This is a genomic window from Microtetraspora glauca (assembly GCF_040656155.1).
Classification (GTDB): domain Bacteria; phylum Actinomycetota; class Actinomycetes; order Streptosporangiales; family Streptosporangiaceae; genus Microtetraspora; species Microtetraspora glauca.
The window spans coordinates 118,777-140,937 of record NZ_JBFALK010000004.1 but is presented as its reverse complement, the minus strand read 5'-3'; the positions used below and the strand labels follow the sequence as shown (position 1 = coordinate 140,937).

The 22,161-nt window shown below is 70.5% G+C and carries 16 protein-coding genes; 6 read left to right on the top strand and 10 right to left on the bottom strand.

Features of this window, described 5'->3' with window-relative positions; all coding sequences use genetic code 11:
- Positions 1-6: 6 nt before the first annotated feature.
- Positions 7-909, bottom strand: coding sequence for a proline iminopeptidase-family hydrolase (locus AB0I59_RS09665; RefSeq protein WP_061258186.1), 903 nt, complete (start codon positions 907-909; stop codon positions 7-9).
- Between the two features lie 268 nt (positions 910-1,177).
- Here AB0I59_RS09665 and AB0I59_RS09660 point away from each other — a divergent pair, with 268 nt between their 5' ends.
- Entirely contained in the window at positions 1,178-1,999 is an 822-nt protein-coding gene (locus AB0I59_RS09660) for a FadR/GntR family transcriptional regulator (protein ID WP_358131737.1), read from the top strand.
- Here AB0I59_RS09660 and AB0I59_RS09655 read toward each other — a convergent pair.
- The 7 genes from AB0I59_RS09655 to dnaK all read right to left on the bottom strand — a co-directional run bounded on the left by AB0I59_RS09655 (position 1,977) and on the right by dnaK (position 10,916).
- Positions 1,977-3,359: a leucyl aminopeptidase gene (locus tag AB0I59_RS09655; protein ID WP_358131735.1), complete on the bottom strand. Its 1,383-nt coding sequence runs from the start codon at positions 3,357-3,359 to the stop codon at positions 1,977-1,979. The genes AB0I59_RS09660 and AB0I59_RS09655 overlap by 23 nt on opposite strands.
- A gap of 146 nt (positions 3,360-3,505) precedes the next feature.
- Positions 3,506-4,519, bottom strand: a complete 1,014-nt coding sequence (gene glnII / locus AB0I59_RS09650; RefSeq protein ID WP_358131733.1) for a glutamine synthetase — start codon at positions 4,517-4,519, stop codon at positions 3,506-3,508.
- 90 nt (positions 4,520-4,609) lie between these two features.
- On the bottom strand, positions 4,610-7,231 hold the full coding sequence (gene clpB / locus AB0I59_RS09645; RefSeq protein WP_358131731.1) for an ATP-dependent chaperone ClpB: 2,622 nt from the start codon (positions 7,229-7,231) through the stop codon (positions 4,610-4,612).
- A 2-nt stretch (positions 7,232-7,233) separates the two neighbouring features.
- Complete coding sequence (locus AB0I59_RS09640) at positions 7,234-7,539, bottom strand: chaperone modulator CbpM (protein WP_061258182.1); 306 nt, start codon at positions 7,537-7,539, stop codon at positions 7,234-7,236.
- Positions 7,536-8,471: a DnaJ C-terminal domain-containing protein gene (locus tag AB0I59_RS09635; protein ID WP_358131729.1), complete on the bottom strand. Its 936-nt coding sequence runs from the start codon at positions 8,469-8,471 to the stop codon at positions 7,536-7,538. Before AB0I59_RS09635 ends, AB0I59_RS09640 begins: the two co-directional genes overlap by 4 nt.
- A gap of 21 nt (positions 8,472-8,492) precedes the next feature.
- The gene (locus AB0I59_RS09630; RefSeq protein ID WP_358131727.1) at positions 8,493-9,023 is read right to left on the bottom strand and encodes a nucleotide exchange factor GrpE; all 531 of its coding nucleotides are present in this window, start codon (positions 9,021-9,023) and stop codon (positions 8,493-8,495) included.
- Positions 9,024-9,026: 3 nt separating this feature from the next.
- On the bottom strand, positions 9,027-10,916 hold the full coding sequence (gene dnaK / locus AB0I59_RS09625; RefSeq protein WP_358131725.1) for a molecular chaperone DnaK: 1,890 nt from the start codon (positions 10,914-10,916) through the stop codon (positions 9,027-9,029).
- Between the two features lie 241 nt (positions 10,917-11,157).
- Between dnaK and AB0I59_RS09620 the strand changes: the two genes are divergently transcribed.
- A complete protein-coding gene (locus AB0I59_RS09620) occupies positions 11,158-13,416 on the top strand; it encodes a helix-turn-helix transcriptional regulator (protein WP_358131723.1) in 2,259 nt (752 codons plus the stop codon).
- A 29-nt stretch (positions 13,417-13,445) separates the two neighbouring features.
- Here the strand turns inward: AB0I59_RS09620 and AB0I59_RS09615 are convergent, their stop codons facing one another.
- Positions 13,446-14,216, bottom strand: coding sequence for a DUF72 domain-containing protein (locus AB0I59_RS09615; RefSeq protein ID WP_358131721.1), 771 nt, complete (start codon positions 14,214-14,216; stop codon positions 13,446-13,448).
- Positions 14,217-14,315: 99 nt separating this feature from the next.
- Between AB0I59_RS09615 and AB0I59_RS09610 the strand changes: the two genes are divergently transcribed.
- Entirely contained in the window at positions 14,316-14,861 is a 546-nt protein-coding gene (locus AB0I59_RS09610) for a type 1 glutamine amidotransferase domain-containing protein (RefSeq protein WP_061258176.1), read from the top strand.
- Between the two features lie 476 nt (positions 14,862-15,337).
- Positions 15,338-16,252, top strand: a complete 915-nt coding sequence (locus tag AB0I59_RS09605) for a sugar kinase (protein WP_358131719.1) — start codon at positions 15,338-15,340, stop codon at positions 16,250-16,252.
- A 233-nt stretch (positions 16,253-16,485) separates the two neighbouring features.
- On the opposite strand, the gene AB0I59_RS09600 is transcribed toward AB0I59_RS09605, so the two are convergent.
- Entirely contained in the window at positions 16,486-19,320 is a 2,835-nt protein-coding gene (locus AB0I59_RS09600; RefSeq protein WP_358131717.1) for a GcvT family protein, read from the bottom strand.
- 108 nt (positions 19,321-19,428) lie between these two features.
- Between AB0I59_RS09600 and AB0I59_RS09595 the strand changes: the two genes are divergently transcribed.
- Both AB0I59_RS09595 and AB0I59_RS09590 read left to right on the top strand, forming a co-directional pair.
- The gene (locus tag AB0I59_RS09595; RefSeq protein WP_358131716.1) at positions 19,429-20,349 is read left to right on the top strand and encodes a phosphotransferase; all 921 of its coding nucleotides are present in this window, start codon (positions 19,429-19,431) and stop codon (positions 20,347-20,349) included.
- 10 nt (positions 20,350-20,359) lie between these two features.
- The gene (locus AB0I59_RS09590) at positions 20,360-21,907 is read left to right on the top strand and encodes an amino acid permease (RefSeq protein ID WP_061258172.1); all 1,548 of its coding nucleotides are present in this window, start codon (positions 20,360-20,362) and stop codon (positions 21,905-21,907) included.
- Positions 21,908-22,161 lie beyond the last annotated feature (254 nt).

Below are 22,161 nucleotides of genomic sequence, written 5' to 3'. Positions count from 1 at the left end.
TCATGATCAGTCGGTGGAGTCGAGGAAGCCGCCAACGACCTGGAGGTAGAGCTCTTCCTCTTCGATGTGCGGCATGTGACTGGACTGCTCGAACAGCTCCCAGCGGACGTCGGGGATGCGGTCCGCGAAGGGCTGCACGGTGCGAGGGGTGGCCTCGTCGTGTCGACCGGAGACGAGCAGGGTGGGGGCGGCGATCCTGTCGAGCCGGTCGATGACCGACCACTCCTTCAGGGTGCCGATGACGTGGAACTCGCTGGGCCCGTTCATGGTGTGGTACACCGTCGGGTCCGCGACGGTCTTGGCGTCGCTGGCGAGCACCTCCGGCGGGTTGGGCACGATCGTGCAGACGTGGCGTGCGTTGAAGACCTTCTCCGCCGCCCGGTATTCGGGACTGTCCGTGGTGCCGGCCGCCTCGTGCTCGCGAAGCGCGCGCTCCACGTCCTGCGGCAGCTCGGACCGCAGCCGGTCGCACTCCTCGCGCCACAGCTCCATCGAGGCCGGCGAGTTGGCGATGACCAGGCCGCGCAGCCCGGACGGCACGCGTACGGCGTGCTCGGCGGCCAGCATGCCGCCCCAGGACTGACCGAGCACGTGGTACCGCCCGGCGATGCCGAGGTGGGCCAGCAGGTTGTCCAGCTCGTCGAGGAAGAGCTGGACGGTCCAGAAGTCGGCGCCCTTCTCCGGCAGGTGTGTCGAGAGCCCCACGCCGATCTGGTCGTAGTGGACGACGGCCCGGTCCTGCTCGGCCAGGCGCGCGATCCGCAGGGTGTAGTCGTGGGCCGCGCCCGGCCCCCCGTGCAGCACCACGAGGGGCGCCTTCGGCGACGCGAGATCGCCGGTCACCCGGTACCAGGTCTGCCACTCGCCGAAGGGGGCGAGCCCCTGCTCGGTCGGTTCGGGAATGGCCAACGCACAACCTCCGGGGGTACGGGGGACGGGATGGGACGAGATGTCGCTAGATGAGACAGATGTCCGTTGTCTGGACAGCATATGGATAAATGGCCTGGACACAATACCTTTTTGGAAATCCGCCGGTTGGGTAAGGTGCGGTTCACGCCATGCCCCCAGAAAGGACCCTTCCCTGAGCGCCCGGATCCCGGCCGAGGAACCCCCGCCGACGCACCAGCGGTCCCAGCAGCACCTCCACCAGCACGACCCGCGGTCAGTGACACCGCAGGTGACACAGCAGGCGGCCGACACCGCTCCACCGGCGGACGACCTGGCCCGCGTGCTCGGCCAGGCGCTCGACGGCAACGCACCCGCGAGCCTGCTCGGCCCCGTGCGCGTGCCGTCCGTGGCGACCGAGGTGGCCGACCGCCTCATGACCGCCATCGCGATCGGCGACTACCTTCCCGGCGAGCGCCTGCCCGGCGAGCGGGAGCTGGCGACCCTTCTCGACGTCAGCCGGGCCACGATCCGCGAGGCCGTCGGACGCCTGCAGGCCGTCGGCATCGTCGAGATCAGGCGCGGCCGCACCGGCGGCGCCTACGTGCGCACGAGCTGGACCGAGGCGACCGCCGCCGCGGTCAGGCGCACGCTCGTGCCGCGCTGGCCGGAGCTGGAGCAGCTCTTCGACCTGCGCGGCCTGGTCGAGGGCATGGCGGCCAGGGCCGCGGCGCAGCGCCGTGGGGACCCGGACCTGGAGGCGATGCGGGTCGCGCTCGACGCCTACGCCGGGGCGTCCAGCCTCCGCGAGGAGCAGGCGGCCGACGCGGCGTTCCACGCGGCCGTGGTCACCGCCGCGGGCAACCCCCAGATCAACGCGCTCAGCCGCGACCTGCTGATGCGGGTCAGCCTCGGCTTCCCGACCGAGCCGTACGGCGAGGACGACCCGGAGACCTACCGTCAGGCCCTGAACGAGCACCGCGCGCTGTACGAGGCGATCTCCGCGAGGGACGCCGAACGGGCCGGGTCCATCGCGGAGCGCCACTTCACCATGACGGCGGACGTGATCAGGGCGATGCTCGAACGCGGCCTCAACGACTCGCGAGATAGCTGATCAGCGTCCTGACCATCGCCCCGGTGGCCCCGGCGGGGCCGAGGTCGGTGGCCTTGTCCAGGTAGGCCGTGGTCGCGAAGTCCAGGTGCGCCCAGGGGACACCGCCGGTGAAGTTCTCCAGGAACAGCGCGGCCAGGATCACGTCGGCGTGCGCGCCCCCGTCGTTCTTGAAGTCGGCCACGTCGGACCTGATCCGCTCCAGGTAGGGACGCCACATCGGCATCTCCCACAGGGGCTCACCCTGCTGCTCGCCCGCCGCCGTGATCGCGCCGATCAGCGCCCGGTCGTTGCCGAGGACGCCGGTGATGTCCTCGCCCAGCGCGTGCATGACCGAGTACGTGAGGGTGGCGGCGTCGATGATCGCGTCCGGGCGGCGCTCGGCGAGGTAGGCCAGGGCGTCGGCCAGGACCAGCCGCCCCTCGGCGTCGGTGTCGGCGACCTCGGTGGTGATGCCGTTGCGGTGCCGCAGGACGTCGCCGGGGCGCGTCGCCGACCCGCTGACCATGTTCTCGGCCGCGGGGACGACCGCGAGGACGCCGGTCGGCAGGCCGAGCCGGGCCGCCGCCCGGACCACCGCGAGCATCGTGGCGCCGCCCGCCATGTCGCTCTTCATCGTCGCCATGGCCTTCTGGCTCTTGATCCCGAGGCCGCCCGCGTCGAAGGTGATGCCCTTGCCGGCCAGGCCGACGACCCCGCTCTTCCCGTCGCCGGGGTAGCTCACCTCGATCAGGCAGGGCGGGTTGGCGCTGGCCGCGCCGACGCCGAGGATGCCGCCGAAGCCACCCTCGCGCAGCTCGTCGGCGCCGAGGACGCGGACGTCCAGCCCCGCCTCCTCGGCCATCTCCACGGCCCTCTGGGCCAGGGTCATCGGGACCAGGTCCCCGGCGGGGGTGTTGACCAGGTCGCGGGTGAACGTCACGGCCTCGGCCACCACCTCGGCCCGCGCGACCGCGTCCCGGTTCTCCGGACCGAGCAGGACCAGGTGTCCGACGGACCGGTTCTCGGGTGCGCTCTTGTAGCCGTCGAAGCGGTAGCCGCCGAGGCGAACGCCTTCGACGACCGCCCCGGGGTGCGGCAGCGCGACCGCGACCGTGTCGAACCCGGCCATCCTGGGCGCCGCGTGCCCCACCGCCCGCCGTACGGCCTGCTCGTCGGCGTCGGGCGCAAGGCCGATCAGCAGGAGCGCCCCCGCCTGGAACGGGTCACCCGCGCGGCGCGGCAGCAGGAGCTCCTCGCCTGGCCGCCCGGTGAATCCGGCGAGCCGGAGCTCGAACCCCAGGTCCTCGCCGGCGGACGCGGGCAGGACGAGCAGGTCGGCACGCACCTCGGTGGGCGCGTGCGGGGAGAAGGACACCTCCATGAGGCACTCCTAACGGGGTCAAACGTCTTAAAAGGTCCGTCGAGTGAACCATAAAGACATCCCCGCTGACCAGGCACCCCCTCACAAACGCGTACGGCTCCCGCCCGGTGAGGGGTGGGAGCCGTACGAAAAGGGTGGAGCGGGGATCAGACCTGGCCGGCCTTCTCCAGGGCGCTGCAGCAGGTGTCCACCATCAGGCGGGTCACCACGTAGGGGTCGACGTTCGCGTTCGGGCGGCGGTCCTCGATGTAGCCCTTGCGCTCGATCTCGACCTGCCACGGGATGCGGACCGAGGCGCCGCGGTCGGAGACGCCGTAGCTGAACTTGTTCCACGGAGCGGTCTCGTGGTGGCCGGTGAGGCGGTCCTCGATGCCGTGGCCGTAGTTCTGCACGTGCTCCATGGCCTTCTCGGCCAGGGCCTCGCAGGCGGTGATGATCGGCTCGTACGACTCGCGCATCGCCTTGGTGGAGAAGTTGGTGTGCGCGCCGGCGCCGTTCCAGTCACCCTTCACCGGCTTGGCGTCGAGCGTGGCGGCGATGCCGAAGTCCTCGGCGACGCGGTACAGCAGCCAGCGGGCGATCCACATGTGGTCGCCGGCCTCTACCGGGCCGAGCGGGCCCACCTGGAACTCCCACTGGCCGGGCATGACCTCGGCGTTGATGCCGGAGATCTCCAGGCCGGCGGCCAGGCACAGGTCGAGGTGCTTCTCGACGACGTCGCGTCCGAAGACCTCGTCGGCGCCGACGCCGCAGTAGTAGCCGCCCTGCGGGGCCGGGAAGCCGCCGATCGGGAAGCCGAGCGGGCGGCCGTCCTGGAAGAAGGTGTACTCCTGCTCGATGCCGAACCAGGACTCCTGGTCGGCGAACCGCTCGGCCACCTCGGTGAGGAGCGCGCGGGTGTTGCTGGAGTGCGGCGACATGTCCGGGTTGAGGACCTCGCACAGCACCAGCACGTTGTCACCGCCGCGAATCGGGTCGGGGCAGGTGAACACCGGCTTGAGCACGCGGTCGGAGGAGTGGCCCCCGGCCTGGTTGGTGCTGGATCCGTCGAAGCCCCAGGTCGGGAGTTCCGCGCCGTCCTTGAGGACACGCGTCTTGGACCTGAGCTTCGCCGTGGGCTCCGTGCCGTCGATCCAGATGTACTCAGCCTTGTAGCTCACGTCGATCCCTTCACGAGCGTGCGTTTCATCGCCACGCCCGAGAATGCCAACGGACCGTTTCGGAGCTTTTGCCCGTATGTGAACGGGATGTTAATCCGGTTCCGGGTTCTCGAATCCGACCACGAGCTCACCAGCCGCCACACCGACCCTGATCGTCGCGCCGTCCTGGACGTCTCCCGCGAGCAGTGCCCGGCCGATCCGCGTCTCCACCTCGCGCGAGATGAACCGCCGCAGCGGGCGCGCGCCGTACACCGGGTCGTAGCCCTCCTGGGCGATCAGGCGGCGGGCCTCCTCGGTGACCTCCAGCGTCATCCGGCGGTCGGCCAGTCTGAACCTGATCTCGCCGAACATCAGGTCGACGATCCGCTCGATCTCCGCCTCGGTCAGCGGCTTGAACAGCACGATGTCGTCCACCCGGTTGAGGAACTCGGGGCGGAAGTGCCGCCGCAGCGCCGCCATCACCTGGTCCCGGCCCTCGGGCTTGATCTCCCCGCTGGGGGTCACCCCTTCGAGCAGGTACTCCGACCCGATGTTCGAGGTCATGATGATGACGGTGTTCCTGAAGTCGACCGTACGGCCCTGCGCGTCGGTCAGCCGTCCGTCGTCGAGCACCTGGAGCAGCGTGTTGAACACGTCCGCGTGCGCCTTCTCGATCTCGTCGAAGAGCACCACCGAGTACGGCTTGCGCCGTACGGCCTCGGTGAGCTGGCCGCCCTCCTCATAACCGATGTAACCGGGAGGGGCGCCGACGAGCCGGCTCACGGTGTGCCGCTCCTGGTACTCGCTCATGTCGACCCGGACCATGTTGTCCTCGGTGTCGAAGAGCGCCGCGGCCAGGGCCTTGGCCAGCTCGGTCTTGCCGACGCCGGTCGGCCCGAGGAAGATGAACGACCCGATCGGCCGGCGCGGGTCCTTGATGCCCGACCTGGCACGGATGACGGCGTCGGCGACCAGCTGCACGGCCTCGTCCTGGCCGATGACACGCTCGTGCAGGATGTCGTCCAGGCGGAGCAGCTTCTCCCGCTCGCCCTCCTGGAGGCGGCTGACCGGGATGCCCGTCCAGCGCGCGACGATCGCCGCGATCTCCTCCTCGGTCACGACCTCGCGCAGCAGCCGGCTCCTGCCTTGCTTGGCCTCCAGCTGCTCCTCCTCCGCGGCGAGCCGCCGGGCCAGTTCGGGCAGCCTGCCGTGGCGCAGTTCGGCGGCGCGGTTGAGGTCGTAGCTGCGCTCGGCCACCTCGGCCTCGCGGCGTACCGCCTCGATCTCCTCACGCAGGCCCTGCACCTTGCGCAGCGCGTGCCGCTCGGACTCCCACTGCGCCCGCATCGCGTCGGCCTCGGCCCGCAGGTCGGCCAGCTCCTTGCGCAGGTCCTCCAGCCGGGTACGGCTGGCGGGGTCCGTCTCCTTGGCGAGCGCCGCCTCCTCGATCTCCAGCCGCATCACCCTGCGGGTCAGCTCGTCCAGCTCGGCCGGCATCGAGTCGATCTCGGTACGGAGCATCGCGCACGCCTCGTCGACGAGGTCGATGGCCTTGTCCGGGAGGAAGCGATCGGAGATGTACCGGTGGCTGAGGACGACCGCGGCGACCAGCGCGCCGTCCTGGATCTTCACGCCGTGGAACACCTCCAGGCGTTCGCGCAGCCCGCGGAGGATGGAGATGGCGTCCTCGACGGACGGCTCGTCGACGAGCACCGGCTGGAACCTGCGTTCCAGGGCCGCGTCCTTCTCGATGTGCTTGCGGTACTCCTGCAGGGTCGTCGCGCCGATCATGTGCAGCTCGCCGCGGGCGAGCATCGGCTTGAGCATGTTCCCCGCGTCCATCGCGCCCTCGGTGGCGCCCGCGCCCACGACGGTGTGCAGCTCGTCAACGAACAGGAGGATCCGCCCTTCGGCCGCCTTCACCTCGCCGAGCACGGCCTTGAGTCGCTCCTCGAACTCGCCGCGGAACTTGGCCCCGGCGATGAGCGCGCCCATGTCCAGGCTGAAGATCGTCTTGTCGCGCAGGCCCTCCGGCACGTCGCCGCGGACGATCCGCTGCGCCAGCCCCTCGACGATCGCCGTCTTGCCGACGCCGGGGTCACCGACGAGGACCGGGTTGTTCTTCGTCTTCCTGGACAGGATCTGGACCACCCTGCGGATCTCGCTGTCCCTGCCGATGACCGGGTCCAGCTTGTCCGCCGCCGCGTCCGCGACCAGGTCGCGGCCGTACTTCTCCAGGGCCTCGTACGCGCTCTCGGGCGTGGCGGAGGTGACCCGCTGGTGGCCGCGGATGTCGGTGAGGGCCTGCAGGAATCGCTCCCGGGTGAGGCCCTGCTCGCGCAGCAGGCGGCCCGCCGGAGTCTCCGGGCCCTCGTCGATCAGCGCGAGCACCAGGTGCTCGACCGACACGTAGTCGTCCTTGAGCCGTCCGGCCTCCCGATCGGCGGCGTCGAGCACCCGGGACAGCCGCTGGGTGACGAAGACCTGCCCCGGGGTCGTGCCCGGCCCGCTCACCGAGGGGCGGCGGCCCAGATTCTCCTCCAGTTCCGTACGCAGCTTGCCGGGGTCGGCCCCGGCCCGGGACAGGAGGCGCGGCACGAGGCCCTCGGGCTGCGTGAGCAATGCCAGCAGGAGATGCTCGCCGTCGACCTCGGTCTGCCCGAGGCGCACCGCCACGGCCTGAGCGTCGTTCAGGGCCTCTTGCGACTTCTGGGTCAGCCTGTTCGGGTCCATGATCAACCTCCGGTCGTACGCGAGCGGGCTCGCAGGGCGGCCTCCAGTTCGGCCACGCGATCGAGCAGGTCGATCACCAGGCCGACCGAGGCGTAGTTGACGGCGAAACCGGCGCGCAGCCGCTGGATCCGGGCGACCACGGCGAGCTGTGACGGAGCGAGGCAGAGCCGGCCGGTCGCGTCGGGCGCGGCGTCGAGCAGCCCGAGTGCGACGAGCCGCCGCACGAGCTCGGGATGCAGGTTCGCGGCCCGCGCGAACGTGTCCAGGTCCATCCGCGGCAGGTCCATCCGGACGAGTGCGTAGCTCATCGGCGGCTCCTCGGGTCGAAGCCGGAGACCGCGGACAGCTCCTCGAACAGCCGCCGCTCCTCGTCGGTGAGATGCGGCGGCACCATGACCTTGGCCTCCGCGAGCAGGTCGCCCGGCGTGCCGCGCGGGTTGGGCAGGCCCCGGCCGCGCAACCGCAGGTGACGGCCGGTGGACGTCCCGGCAGGGACCCGCACCTTGGCCTCACCGCCCGGCGTGTCGACCGCGACCGTCGCGCCGAGCGCCGCCTCCCAGGGGGACAGCGGGAGCGCGACGTGGATGTTCCTGCCCCTGACCTCGTAGCGGGGATGCGGCGCGATCCTGACGATGAGGTAGAGATCGCCCGCGGGCGCGCCCTCGCTGCCGTGGCCGCCCTGACCGGCCAGCCTGATGCGCTGCCCCTCGGTGACCCCGGCGGGGATGGAGACGTCGACTCTCCGGCCGGTGGGGAGCGTGAGCGAGCGGCGGGCGCCCCGGTAGGCGTCCTCGACCGTGACCGTGATCTCGGCCTCCTGGTCGGCGCCGGGTACCGGCCCCCACCGGCGGCCGCCCCGGCGACCGCCGAAGATCCCGCCCAGGATGTCCTCGAAGTCCCCGCCCGCGAAGTCGCCGCCGGCGAACTCCCACTCGGGCGCGCCGCGTGCCCCGGCACCCGCCCTGGCCCCGGCTCCGGCGCGGGCGCGGGCCCACGTCTCGGGGTCCACGTCCGGGGGCACCTGGCGGAAGTCCGGGCCGAACGCGTCGTACCGTTTGCGCGTCTCCGGGTCGGACAACACCTGGTAGGCCTCCGAGATCTCCTTGAAGCGGTCCTCGGCACCCGGATCCTTGTTCACGTCGGGGTGGTAGGACCGGGCGAGCTTGCGGTAGGCGCGCTGGATCTCCTGCTGGCTCGCGGTCCGCGGAACGCCCAGTACCTCGTAGAAGTCACCCGCCATCGGTCCGCCCTCAGTCCGCCCTCAGTCCGCCTTCGTGGAGACGACCACGGACGCCGGCCGGAGCAGGTGCTCCGCGTCGCCGTAGCCCGGCCGTACGACCTCGACGATCGTCCCGGGCGCCGCGTCCCGGTCGGGTACGGCGCCGACCGCCTCGTGCAGGGCCGGGTCGAACTTCTGCCCGGCGACGTCCTGGCGCGGGAAGCCCAGCCTGCTCAGGACCGCGACCGCCTGGTCCCGCACCGCACGTACGCCCTCGATCACCGCGTCGGCCGGACCGAGAGCGCCGTCTCCGGCATGGCGCAGGGCGAGTTCGAGGTTGTCGAGCACGGGCAGCCACTCGGCGGCCACCCTGGTCCGCTCCTCCATGCGCTGCCGCTCCACGTCCCCGGCCATCCGGCGGCGTACGGTGTCCAGCTCGGCGACGGCGCGTAACCACCGGCCCTCCAGCTCGGCCACCCTCTCGTCGACCTCGTTCTCGGCGACCTCGTTCTCGGCGACCTCGTTCCGGTTCTCGTCGTGGCCCCCGGGCCTGCCCTCCTCGCGCTCGGCCATGGGTCAGTCCGAGGTGGTGAACTCGGCGTCGATGACGTCCTCGCCGCCCTCGCCTCCGGGCGGGCGGCCCGGCCCGGCCTCCCCAGGAGGCCCCTGAGCCGCCGAGGACGCGCCGAGACCGTGGTAGACCTGCTGGAGCTCGGCGGTGAGGGAGCGGAGCCGGTCGATCGGCACCTCCTCCTTGATCGCCTGCCGCGCGTCCGTGACCAGCGTCTCCGCCCGCGCCTTCTCGTGTACGGGCACCGCCTGGCCGAGCTCGTTCACCCGGCGTTCGACGGCGTAGGCGACCGTGTCCAGCTCGTTGCGCGCGTCGATCAACTCGCGGAGCCTGGTGTCCTCCCCGCGGTGCTGCTCGGCGTCGGCGACCATGCGGTCCACCTCGGACTTGTCCAGGTTGGAGCTCTCGCTGATCGTGATGCGCTGCTCCCCTCCGGTGTCCTTGTCCTTGGCGGACACGTTGAGGATGCCGTTCGCGTCGATGTCGAACGTCACCTCGACCTGCGGCGTACCGCGCTGCGCGGGCCGGATGTTCTCCAGGCGGAACCGGCCGAGGACGCGGTTGTCCGCGGCCCGCTCGCGCTCGCCCTGGAGCACGATCACGTCCACGGCGCTCTGGTTGTCCTCCGCCGTGCTGAACGTCTCCGTCCGGCGGGCGGGGATCGTCGTGTTCCGCTCGATGACCTTGGTCATCACTCCGCCGAGGGTCTCGACGCCCAGCGACAGCGGGGTGACGTCGAGCAGCAGGACGTCCTTGACCTCGCCCTTGATGATCGCCGCCTGGGCGGCCGCGCCGATGGCCACGACCTCGTCCGGGTTGACGGTCATGTTGGGGTCCTTGCCCCCGGTCATCCGGCGTACCAGGTTCTGCACGGCGGGCATGCGCGTCGAGCCGCCGACCAGGATGACCTCGTCGATGTCGTCGGGGGTGAGCTTCGCGTCGGCCATCGCCTGCTCCACCGGCTTGGTGCAGCGCTCCACCAGGTCGGCGGTGATCTGCTCGAAGGTCGAGCGCATCAGCGTCGTGTTCAGGTGCTTGGGGCCGTTGGCGTCCGCGGTGATGAACGGCAGGCTGACCGTGGTCTGGGTGACCGACGACAGCTCGACCTTGGCCTTCTCCGCCGCCTCGAACAGCCGCTGGAGCGCCTGCGGGTCTCGCCTGAGGTCGATGCCCTCCTGCCGCTGGAACTCGTCGGCCAGGTGGTCGACGACCCTGCGGTCGAAGTCGTCGCCGCCGAGGTGGGTGTCCCCGGAGGTGGAGCGGACCTCCACCACGCCCTCGCCGATGTCCAGGATGCTCACGTCGAACGTGCCGCCGCCGAGGTCGAAGACGAGGACGGTCTCGTTCTCCTTCTTGTCCAGCCCGTACGCCAGGGCGGCCGCGGTGGGCTCGTTGATGATCCGCAGGACCTCGATGCCGGCGATCTTGCCGGCGTCCTTGGTGGCCTGCCGCTGGGCGTCGTTGAAGTACGCGGGCACCGTGATGACGGCTTCGGTGATCTTCTCGCCGAGGAACTTCCCGGCGTCCGCGACCAGCTTCCTGATCACCAGGGCGGAGATCTCCTCCGGGGCGTACTGCTTGTTGCGCACCTGGAAGCGCACCGCGCCGCCGGGTCCCTCGACCACGTCGAAGGACACCGCGTTCATCTCGCTGGTGACCTCGTCGTAGCGGCGTCCGATGAAGCGCTTGGACGAGTAGATCGTGCCCTTCGGGTTCAGGATCGCCTGCCGCCGGGCGAGCTGGCCGACGAGCCGTTCGCCCTGGTCGGTGAACGCCACCACCGAGGGGGTGGTCCGCGATCCCTCCACGTTGGGGATCACCGACGGCTGCCCGCCTTCCATCGCCGCGATCACGGAGTTCGTGGTGCCCAGATCGATGCCGACTGCCTTCGCCATGCGGTGCTCCCTCACCTGACTGCCTGACACTGCCTGACCGTCCGGGCACACCCCGGCACGTACGTCCTGGTCCGATGGCGCGCGCCATCATGAGGCGCCTTCACGCGGCGGGCCCTCTTCTGAGCGTCGCCCGCCGGTCGCCGGGCCACACCGTCAAATCGTGTAGTCGTCACGGATACGGGTAGCCGTCACATCAACTGACCAGGTATTTCGCGGCATGACATCTTTCGGGGGACATGTGATGCGCGCATGCGAAGAGGCCGCCGTCGCCGGGGTGCTGGAACGGGCCGGAACCGGCGAGGACGGCGTCCTGCTGATCGACGGCGAGCCGGGCACCGGCAAGTCGACCCTGCTCACCCGGGCGGCGGCGCAGGCGTCCACGCGGGGGTTCGGCCTGGCGACGGGCGGCGCCGAGGAACTCGACCGGCTCATCCCCCTGAACCCGATCCTGTCCGCCTTCGACGACATGCCCGCCGAGGACGACCCCGCTTCCGAGGGGTTGGAGACCCGGCTGGAACGCCTGCGGATCCACATGGAGAAGCGGATGGCCACCGGCCCACTGCTGGTCACGCTGGACGATCTCCACTGGGCCGACCCGGCCACACTGATGGCGGTGCGCACCCTCCAGTGCCGGTTGTCGTCCCGTCCGCTCGCCTGGATCCTCGCCCGCTCGACCGGCGGCCAGAGGCACGAGGCGGAGCGACTCTTCGACGTCCTGGAACGGCACGGCGCCCACAGGATGACGCTCGGCCCGCTGCCGGACGAGGCCGTCGCCCGGATCGTGGCCGACCTGCTCGACGCCCGGCCCGAACCGGAACTGCTCGCGTTCGCCTCCGGCGCGGGAGGCAACCCGTACCTGCTGGTCGAGCTCGTCGACGGGCTGCGCGACGAGGGCGCGGTCGAGGTCGCGGGCGGATGCGCCCGGCTGCTGTCCCCCGTGCTCCCGCGCCGCGTACGAGTGCTCGTACGGCACCGCCTGGACGGGCTGGGCCGCGAGGCCCGCCACCTGGTGGAGGCGGCCGCCGTCCTCGGGCGGTCGTTCTCGCCCGACGACGTGTCCGAGTTGCTCGGCGCGTCCCCCGCGATGCTGCTCCCCGCGCTGGAGGAGGCGCTCGCGGCCGGCCTGCTGGTGGCGGTCCGGGACGATCTCGCCTTCCGGCACGAGCTGGTCTGGCGGGCCGTGCTGACCGGCCTGCCCCGGCCGCTGCGGCTCGCCCTCTGCCACCAGGCCGAACGCTGTTCCGGTCGCGCCGACCGTCTCGGCGGACCCGATGATTTCGGCCGCTTCGGCCGCTTCGGCCACTTCGGCCACGGGGGCGCCGGAGACCGGGACAGCAGCGACATCAGCGAGATCAGCGACGGCGTGGCCGCCGGACAGGAGCGGTTCGCCCTCGCCCTGCTGCTCGCCGACGCCCGCAGGCCGGACGAGGCGCGTTCCCTCCTCGGCACGGCTCCCGCCACACCCCCGGCCTCGGCGACGGCGCCGGCTCCGGCCGCCGAAACCGGCTGGACGGACGCGGACCGGGCGCGCGGCCAGGCCGTCCTGCGCGCCCGTACGGCGCTCGCGTCGGGACGGCTCGACGAGGCAGCCGCCGACGCGCGGACGTGCCTGCGCGCCGACGGCACCCCGGCGACCGGCCTGATCGGCTCACTCGCGGCGTCCGTGCTGGTCACGGTCGCACTGCGGCGCGGCGATCTGCGCGCGGCGCTCGCCCACGCGCCGGCTCGGTCTCCCGGCCACCCGTCCGTACGGGCGTGTCCCGGCGGCGACGACCTGATCCGGTCCATGGCCTCGGGGCGCGTGACCGAAGCGGGCGAGGGCGCGGAACGCGCGATGGAGCAGATGCTCCGGGATGACGTCTATTCCGGGCTGGCACGGCATCCATGGGTGCTCGCCGGGGAACCCGGCTGCGCCGTCTGGCTGGTCCGCGTCGCGCTCCGCACCGGCGACCTGAGGCGGGCCGAGCTCGTCGCGACCGCCCTGGACCGGCTGCCCGCAGGCCATCCCGGCGTTCCCCGCGCCGGAGTCTCACACGCGCGCGGCCTGATCGACGGCGATCCCCGCGCGCTCGCGCTGGCGGCGGACCGAGCCGCCGATCCCTGGTCGCGGGCCTCGGCGGAGGAGGACCTCGGGGTGCTCCTGTGCCGTACAGGCGACCAGGCGGCCGGGATCGAGAGCCTGAACCGCGCCCTCGCCGGATACGGGGAGTCGGCCGCCACGCGGGACACCGCCCGGGTCCGCCGCCGGTTGCGCCAGGAGGGAGTGCGCCGCCGCCATTGGAGCTACGCCGACCGGCCGGTCACCGGCTGGGACAGCCTCACCGACACCGAGCGCGCCGTGTCACTCCTGGTCGCGCAGGGATGGACGAATCGCCAGGTCGCCGAGCAGATGTTCATCAGCGTGCACACGGTGGCGTTCCACCTGCGGCAGATCTTCAGAAAGCTGGACATCCGGTCCCGGGTCGAGCTCACCCGGCTGGCCGTCGAGCACAGTGCCTGACCGGCCGCGACATGACGGAGTCAGGCGCTTCAGTCTCCGGCCGCCTCTTCGGCTGAGCCCTCGACGCCGGTACGGCTCACGCGGCGACCGGCGTGGCGGGCCAGGTCGGCGAACCGCAGCGCGTCGCGTACGGCGGCGCCGCCGTGATCGTTGTTGAAGTAGACGTAGGCGTCCGGTACGTCCCCCAGCCGGTCCAGCCACGAGCGCAACGCCCGGTCACCGTACGAGGGAAGCGGCCGGGCCAGTCCCTCGTGGAGCCGCAGGTAGGCCCAGCGCGCGGTCCGCCACAGCGGGTTCAGCGGGCGGCCCCGGCTGTCGGCCCAGCAGAGGGCGGCGCCGAACTCGCCCAGCGTCTCGCGCACCTCTTCGGTCCACCACGAGGTGTGCCGGAACTCCACCGCCACCCGTACTTTGCCGGGGAACCGGGCCAGACAGTGGTGGAGCCGCTCACAGTCCACCGCCAGCGTGGGCGGGAGCTGCAGCAGGATCGGACCGAGTTTGGAACCGAGGCCCTCCGCCACCCCGAGCAGCCGTTCGACCGGCTCCTCGGGATCCTTGAGCCGCTTGATGTGGGTGAGGAAACGACTCGCCTTGACCGCCATGACGAAATCGCCGGGAGTGCGCTCGCCCCACGACTCGAAGGTCTCCCGTGACGGCAACCGATAGAAGGCGTTGTTGTTCTCCACCGTGGAGAACGCCTCGCCGTACCTTTCGAGCCAGAGCCGATGCGGCACTCCGGAGTACAGCCGGTCTCCCCAGTCGGCGTACTGCCAGCCGGAGGTGCCAACGAACAATGGCATGCCGGTCCTCTACCCAGGTTCCCGCATAGATCCCCGATCGCTGGGCAGGTCGGTCGCAAACCGAAGAAATCGCAGGTGAACCGGCACGAGGGAGCAGACATGATCCAGGGCAAGACGATCGCGTTCCTCGTCGCCCCGGAGGGCGTCGAGCAGGTCGAGCTCACCGAGCCGTGGAAGGCCGTACAGCACGCGGGCGGCAACCCTCGACTGATCTCCACCGATCCGGGCACGATCCAGGCGTTCCATCACCTGGACAAGGCGGAGTCGTTCCCGGTCGACTCGACTCTCGACCAGGTCTCCGCCTCGGAGTTCGACGGGCTGATCCTTCCCGGCGGGGTAGCCAACCCCGACATGCTCCGTGCGGAGCCCAAGGCCGTCGAGTTCACGAAGGCGTTCTTCGACGCGGGCAAGCCCGTGGCCGCCATCTGCCACGGACCGTGGACGCTGATCGAGGCCGACGCGGTCCGCGGCCGTACGGTGACCTCGTGGCCGAGCCTCCGGACCGACCTGCGCAACGCGGGGGCGAACTGGGTGGACCAGGAGGTCGTGGTCGACACCGACGGGGCGAACACGCTGATCACCAGCCGCAAACCGGACGATCTCAAAGCGTTCTGCCAGGCCGCCGTCGACGCCTTCGGCGACTAGATCTCCGGCATTCGATCTGGAACCCCAGATCAATGACCCGATACTGACATGGGACGTGCGGCGCTGCCCCACAAGATCTGGGAGCACCTGGAGAATCTCATGCAGACCGAAACCCGTGAATTCCTCAGCGACTGGCCCGCGACAACGTAGCCAAGGCCAGGGCGGAAGGCCTGGTGGAAGGAAAGGCCGAGGGCGTGGTGGAGGGCAAGGCCGAAGCGATCTTCGCAGTGCGACATCTGAGACACGCCCCGCGTCGGCACCCCCGCCGGCCCGCCCACACGGCGAACTCAGCCGCCGGACCGTTCAGATCTCGTTGCCCCGCCGAACTTCCGGGCCACCCGCGAGCGCCATGCGGTCTCGGGGCGCGGCGAGGGGCATACGACAGCGTTCTTGATCGCTCTGACACTTCCCGACGCGGAGCCGCCTCTGTCATGCTTTTCCGCATCGTTCGCGATCGATCGCGGAGAAAGACATACATGACTGTTTCTACCGTCAATATGCTGCCGGCCGCCGGGTCGGAGGTGTTCACGCTCGGCGAGGTTCTCGGCGTCGTGTCCGCCGACCGGCTCCGGCACGACGGCACCGCCCGACTCGACATGGAAGGGCCCGAGCTGACCATGGCGGTCGGGCTGGCCCGGCTGGGACATTCCGTCGGCTGGCTGGGTCGGGTCAGCTCCGACGAACTGGGCGCCCGTGCCTTGACGACGCTGCGCGGCGAGGGGGTGGACGTCTCCTCCGTCCGGGTCGACGAGACGGCCTCCACCGGCCTGGTCGTACGGCAACGCCGGATCGGGCGGGCGACGCACGCCGTCTACTACCGGGCGGGATCGGCCGGATCGCGGCTCTCCACCGGCGACGTGCCGGCCGAGGCCGTACAGTCGGCACGGATCCTGCACGTCACCGGCATCACGCTCGCGCTGAGCGGGTTCTCCTGGAGCGCGGTCCACCACGCGGTCAAGCTGGCGAGGGACGCGGGCGTCCTGGTCTCCGTGGACGTCGACCACCGGCCGTACCTCTGGGAGAGCGTGGACGAGGCGCGGCAGGGCCTGACCGAGCTGGCCGCGTCCGCCGACGTGCTCTTCGCCAATCAGGACGAACTGAGCCTCGTCGATTCCGTGATCGGCACGATCCCCGAACTCGTCGTCACCCGGGGGTCCAAGGGGGCGAGCGCGACAGTGGACGGGCTGCGCTACGACACCCAGGCCGCCCCCGTCACGGCGGTGGACGCGACCGAGGTCGGTGGTGCCTTCGTGGCGGGATATCTGAGCGCGATGCTCGACGGGCTGCATCCGGCCGACCGGCTCAAGCGGGGCATCGCCGTGGCCGCGTTCGCCGTGGCCAGCCCGAGCCCATGGCAGGGCCTGCCCACCCGGGCCGAACTGCCCCCGTGATCGGGCGAGGTCGAGCGTTCACTCCCGGAGCATTCTTGGAGCGCTCCCGAAAGTGACCGCGTTCACGCGACCAAGCGCTGATCCGGGCGTAGCTGCCGGCGTCCCCGACGTTCATGGTCAGGGCGGCCTCGAACTCACAACCGAGAGCCCTGATCAGGTGGGCGTTGGCGTTCACGCACAGATCGTCGGAGCCACTCTCACCGCGTCGATCGCTCGCCGCCGCATGCCGGAGATCACGCCTCCTGCCAGGGCGTGCTTCGGATGCGGGTGTTTCCGGGGTCGTAGGGCGGCTCGGACACGATCCGCGCCCCCACCCACCCTCCGTTGATCCCGATCTCCACTCGTCCGGTGATCTCGACAGGCAGGTACGCGTACGCGATCGAGCGGTGGACGCGGTAGCCGTACCCGCCGCTGGTAACCCGCGAGATCGACGGGGTCGGCGTGATCGATGTGGTCGGCGCGGTCGATATGGTCGGCGCGGTCGGCTTTGGTGAGGCTCCGGATGACGACGTCGGTGACGCGGAGGACGCGAACGGCCGCGTGGATGGCGGGGCGTCGTGATGGACGGGCCTGATCGGCTCGCCGCCGAGACAGACCTCGCGGGGATCGTCCACGATCAGGCAGCGCAGCGTCTGCCGGGGCTCGGGCAGCGCGGTCCTCGTCTCCTCGCGTACGGCGAAGCCGAGACCGGCCTCAAGCGGTGTCGTCTCGGGCGTGATGTCCAGGCCCCAGACGCGGTAGCCCTTCTCCAGCCGCAACGCGTCGATGGCCTTGTAACCGGCGGGGAGCATGCCGTGCGGCAGCCCGGCGTCCATCAGCGTGTCCCACAGGGTCAGGCCGTATTCGACCGGGCAGTAGAGCTCCCAGCCGAACTCGCCCACGAAGGTCACCCGCTGGGCCAGCACGGGAACGTGGCCGACGCTGATCTCACGCGCTCGCAGGTAGCCGAATGTCAGGTCGTCGTCCGTGAGGCCACTCAGGATGTCGTACGCCTTCGGACCCCACAGGCAGTAGCAGGCGTACGCCGAGGTGACGTCCCGAATCTCGACGCCGTTCTCGATCGCCTTCCCGGCACCGTTCCCGGCACCGTTCTCGACACCACTCCCGCTCCCCCTCCTGGCACCGTTCCCGATCTCGCTCTCGGCTCTGCTTTCGAGCCCGTTCTCGACGCCGGTTCCGATGTGCCGGCGGCGCAGCCAGGCGGCGTCGTGGACGCCGAAGGCCGTACCTGTGACCAGGCGGAACCGGTCCCGGGCGAGCCGAGTCACGGTCACGTCGGCCTCGATGCCGCCACGCTCGTTGAGGAGTTGGGTGTAGACGACGGTGCCGATCGGCCGGTCGATCCGTCCGGCGCAGGCACGTTCGAGCATGGCCAATGCGCCATGACCGGAAATTTCGAGCTTCGCGAAGGAAGTCTGGTCGAAGAGCCCCGCGCTGTTCTGGGTGGCCAGGCACTCGCGTCCGATCGCGGGCGACCAGACCCTCCCCGCCCACCCCCTCGGCGCGGCCCCGGCCCCGAGCTCGGTAGCCCCCGACCCCACGGCCTCGGCGGTCCCGACGGTCTCCACCCCTGTGGTCACGGTCTCGGCGGCCGGGAGGGTCTCGGCGCACAGCCTGTCAGCCACCACACCATCGGAGTCCGGTTGATCGGCGTTGGACTCGAACCAGTTGACGCGTTCCCAGCCCGCCTTTTCCCCGAAGGACGCCTTCAGCTCGGTGTGCCGTACCCACGCGGGTGACCTGCGGAGCGGGCGGGCGGCGGTGCGCTCCTCGCCCGGATAGACGATGTCGTAGTACTTGCTGTACGAGTCGAGCGCCTTGGCACGCGCCCACCGCGACGAGCGCGCGTGCCCGCCGAATCGGTGGATGTCCATTCCGAAGACGTCGTATTCGGGCGTGCCGTCGACGATCCACTCGGCCATGACCTTGCCCACGCCGCCCGCGGCGGCCAGGCCGTGCACGCAGAATCCGGCGGCTACCCAGAATCCTCGCGTCGCGGTCTCCCCCAGCAGGAACTCGCCGTCCGGGGTGAACGCCTCGGGGCCGTGCACGACGCTGCGGAACTCGCCCGCGTCCCGCCCGGTCCCGACGTCGCCCAGGAGGGGAACCCGTCGCACCGCCGCTAACCACGATTCCTGAAATTTCGGCATATCGGGGGCGAAGAGCGTGCGGGGTTCGGCGAGCGGGCGGGCGGTGTCCCAGACCTGCGGAGTCCTGATGTAACCCCCGACGAGGATGCCGCCGTCCTCCTCCCGGAAATACACGATGTTGTCCGGGTCCCGCACGGTCGGCGTCTCCGCCGGCACGCCCTTCGGCGCGGTGACGACGTACTGGTGCTTGATCGGCACGATCGGCACGTTCACGCCCGCCAGTCGGCCGACCACACCCGCCGCCGCCCCCGCCGCGTTCACCACCGTCCCGGTCCGCACCACCAACTCTCGACCCGACTCTCCACCCGCCCCGCCACCCGACCCGTCGCGCAGCCGTACGGCACGCACCTCGGCGCCCCCGGGCCCTTCGGCCACGTCGATGCCGGTGACCTCGACTCCGGTGAAGATCCGTACGCCGAGCCGGCGGGCACCCTCGGCCAGCGCCAGACCCAGGCGTGCGGGATCGAGCCAGCCGTCGCCGGGAAGCCACAGCGCGGCGCGCACGTCGGCGACCTCCAGCAGGGGAAGCCGGTCCAGCGTCCCCGCCTGGTCGAGCACCTCCATATCGAGCCCGTATGCCTCGGCCGCCGCCGCCTGACGCAGGAGCTCCTCGTGGCGTTCCGGCGTCGTCGCGAGGCGCAGCCCGCCCACGCCGTGCCATCCGGGGTCGAGGCCGGTCAGCTCGCGCAACTCGGGATAGAGCCCGGCGGAGTACATGATCATGCGAGTCTGCGTGACGGTGGACCTGAGCTGGCCGACGAATCCGGCGGAGTGCCAGGTGGTGCCCTCGGTCAGGTCGTGCCGCTCGACGAGGATCACGTCCGTCCAGCCGAGCCTGGCCAGATGGTAGGCGACGCTGCACCCCGCCACACCACCACCGATGACGACCGCCCGAGCGTCGGCTGGAATTCGCGACATCGGCACCTTTCCCGCGACCTCAGATGTCACATGAGGCTGCTTGATTCCGTAACACCCCGCCTGCAGAATCGGATCAATGGTCTGAAGGTAGACCAAAAGGAGTCGCCCATGCCAGACCTCGTTCAGGACGCACTGGCGCTCGTCGCGGACTGGGCCGGTCGGCCGGTCACCCACACGACGATCAAGGGCGGATTCAGTCACCACATCGCGCGTGTGGAGACGGAGGACGGCGACCGCTGGCTACTGCGCGTACTGGACCCCCGGATCGCCGAGACCGGCCTCGGCGTCCCCCTTCACCAGGAGATCGCCAACACGCTGTGCGCCGCGGCCACCGGTGTGGGCGCCCAGGTCCTCCACGTCCTGCCCGGCGCGATGGTCCTGGAGTACATCGACGGCGTCACCCTCGACGTCGCCGTGATGAGCACCCCCGAGACGATCACGAAGGTCGCCGCCGCATGCCGGCGCCTGCACGCCGGACCGCGGTTCGCCAACTCGTTCTCGATCTTCCGGAAGCTCGACGAGCTGCTCGCCATCTGTCGTACGCACGAGTTGACGCTCCCGGAGGGATACACGGACCGGCTGCCGGTGGTCGCCGAGATCGAGGCCGCGCTCGCCGCCGCGCCGCTGCCCACCGTCCCCTGCCACAACGACCTGCTCCCCCAGAACCTGATCGACGCCGGTGCCGAGATCCGCATCGTCGACTACCAGCTCTCCGGCGACAACGATCCCTGCTTCGAGCTCGGCGACATCGCGGCCGAGGCCGACTACGACCCCGATCAGGTCGTACGGCTCACGCGGGCGTACTTCGGCGACGACCGGCACGCCCCGCGGGTACGGCTGAACGCGATCATGTCCAACCTCGCCTGGGCGCTGTGGTTCGTCGTGCACTGCGGGCTCATCCGCAACCGCGCACTTTCCGACTTCCAACTCGACGCCGAGGCCGCCGCCAAGTTCGCGCGAGCCGTACGCGACCTCGACGCCCCCAGCTTCGGCCATCTCATCGACGGCCGGATACCCCCCACCAGTTAGAGGAGGCCTCATGGCGCAAGCCCTCGACGACGACGCCAGACGACTTGCCGAACTCGGCTACAAACAGGAGCTCTCGCGGACCTGGAGCGGGTTCTCCAACTTCGCCATCTCTTTCTCCATCATCTCGATCCTGGCCGGCTGCTTCACGACGTTCAGCCAGGCGTGGAACAACGGCGGACCGCTCGCGATCTCCGTAGGCTGGCCCCTGATCTCGGCATTCATCCTGATCATCGGGTTCTGCATGGCGGAGCTGGTCTCGGCCTACCCGACCGCGGGTGGCATCTACTGGTGGGCCGCCAAGCTGGGCAAGCCGATCCACGGCTGGTTCACCGGCTGGCTCAACCTGATCGGCCTGATCGCGGTGACCGCCAGTGTCGACTACGGCTGCGCCACCTTCCTGAACATCACCATCGGCCGTTTCAGCGACAGCTGGGCCCAGGGCGACGCCCTGCGGCAGACGTTCCTGCTGTTCGCCGTCGTCCTGGTGCTGCACGCGCTGATCAACATCTTCAGCCACCGCCTGATCTCGATCCTGCAGAACGTGTCGGTGTGGTGGCATGTGTTCGGCGCGGCGGCGGTCGTGCTCATCCTGATCTTCGGGCCGTCGGAGCACCAGAGCGTGGGCTTCCTGTTCGAGCGGTTCAACAACTCTGGATTCGGCTCCGGTGACTCCGGTCCCGCGTTCTGGCTGTACGTCCTGCCGCTTGGGTTCCTGCTCACGCAGTACACGATCACCGGGTTCGACGCCTGCGCCCACGTCTCCGAGGAGACCCACGGCGCGGCCAGGACCGCGGCGAAGGGCCTTTGGCAGTCGATCTTCTATTCGGCGATCGGCGGTTGGATCCTGCTGCTGTCGTTCCTGTTCGCGGCGACCGACGTAGATGCCGTCAACAAGGAAGCCGGTTTCGTCGGCGCCATCTTCACGTCGTCGTTGTCATCCACGCTCGCGACGGTGATCTTCGGCATCTCCACGATCGGGCAGTTCTTCTGCGGCATGAGCTGCGTGACCTCCATGTCGCGGATGACGTACGCGTTCTCCCGCGACGGCGCGGTCCCCGGCTGGCGGCTCTGGTCGCGGGTGGACCGCAACCGCACGCCGGTCAACGCCATCCTGGGCGGCTGCGCGGTCGCTTTGCTGATCACGCTGCCCGCGCTGTACGCCCCCGAGGGCACGACCACGCCCGTGGCGTTCCTGGCCGTGGTGTCCATCGCGGTGATCGGGCTCTACCTGGCCTTTCTCATCCCGATCTGGCTGCGGCTGCGCGCCGGGGCCGACTTCCAGCCCGGACCGTGGACGCTCGGGCCGAAGTACAAGGTGCTCGGCTGGATCTCGGTGGTCGAGATCGCGGTGATCTCGGTCTACTTCATCCTGCCGATCGCGCCCGCCGGCGTGCCGGGTAGCGACGACTTCGCCTGGACGTCCGTGAACTACGCACCGATCGCCGTGGGCGCCGTACTGCTGGGCATCGCCCTGTGGTGGACCCTTTCGGCGCGGAAGTGGTTCACCGGCCCACGCCGGACCGTCGACGAGATCGAGGAGCCCGAGACCGTCGCCTGATCACGCCCGGCATCGCCTTTTGATGCCAGAACCTCTCATGCCCGATCTATGACGCCTATCCTGACGGCCCGCGCCCACCCGGCGCGGGCCGTACACGTTTAGCCCGCACGTTTAGCCCGCACGTTTAGCCCGCACACGTTTGGGTCGCACCGCAGCGGCCGTACATGCATGGGGGCCGTACATGCATGGGGTGCACGCGCATGGGCCGCACGCGCATGGGCCGCACGCGCATGGGCCGCACGCGCATGGGCCGC

Excerpts from the sequence above, each read along its gene's own strand:
- AB0I59_RS09655 (WP_358131735.1), bottom strand. The coding sequence starts at position 3,359 with ATGGAGGTGTCCTTCTCCCCGCACGCGCCCACCGAGGTGCGTGCCGAC.
- clpB (WP_358131731.1), bottom strand. The coding sequence starts at position 7,231 with ATGGACCCGAACAGGCTGACCCAGAAGTCGCAAGAGGCCCTGAACGAC.
- AB0I59_RS09640 (WP_061258182.1), bottom strand. The coding sequence starts at position 7,539 with ATGAGCTACGCACTCGTCCGGATGGACCTGCCGCGGATGGACCTGGAC.
- AB0I59_RS09635 (WP_358131729.1), bottom strand. The coding sequence starts at position 8,471 with ATGGCGGGTGACTTCTACGAGGTACTGGGCGTTCCGCGGACCGCGAGC.
- AB0I59_RS09630 (WP_358131727.1), bottom strand. The coding sequence starts at position 9,023 with ATGGCCGAGCGCGAGGAGGGCAGGCCCGGGGGCCACGACGAGAACCGG.
- dnaK (WP_358131725.1), bottom strand. The coding sequence starts at position 10,916 with ATGGCGAAGGCAGTCGGCATCGATCTGGGCACCACGAACTCCGTGATC.
- AB0I59_RS09620 (WP_358131723.1), top strand. The coding sequence starts at position 11,158 with ATGCGCGCATGCGAAGAGGCCGCCGTCGCCGGGGTGCTGGAACGGGCC.
- AB0I59_RS09615 (WP_358131721.1), bottom strand. The coding sequence starts at position 14,216 with ATGCCATTGTTCGTTGGCACCTCCGGCTGGCAGTACGCCGACTGGGGA.
- AB0I59_RS09610 (WP_061258176.1), top strand. The coding sequence starts at position 14,316 with ATGATCCAGGGCAAGACGATCGCGTTCCTCGTCGCCCCGGAGGGCGTC.
- AB0I59_RS09605 (WP_358131719.1), top strand. The coding sequence starts at position 15,338 with ATGACTGTTTCTACCGTCAATATGCTGCCGGCCGCCGGGTCGGAGGTG.
- AB0I59_RS09600 (WP_358131717.1), bottom strand. The coding sequence starts at position 19,320 with ATGTCGCGAATTCCAGCCGACGCTCGGGCGGTCGTCATCGGTGGTGGT.
- AB0I59_RS09595 (WP_358131716.1), top strand. The coding sequence starts at position 19,429 with ATGCCAGACCTCGTTCAGGACGCACTGGCGCTCGTCGCGGACTGGGCC.
- AB0I59_RS09590 (WP_061258172.1), top strand. The coding sequence starts at position 20,360 with ATGGCGCAAGCCCTCGACGACGACGCCAGACGACTTGCCGAACTCGGC.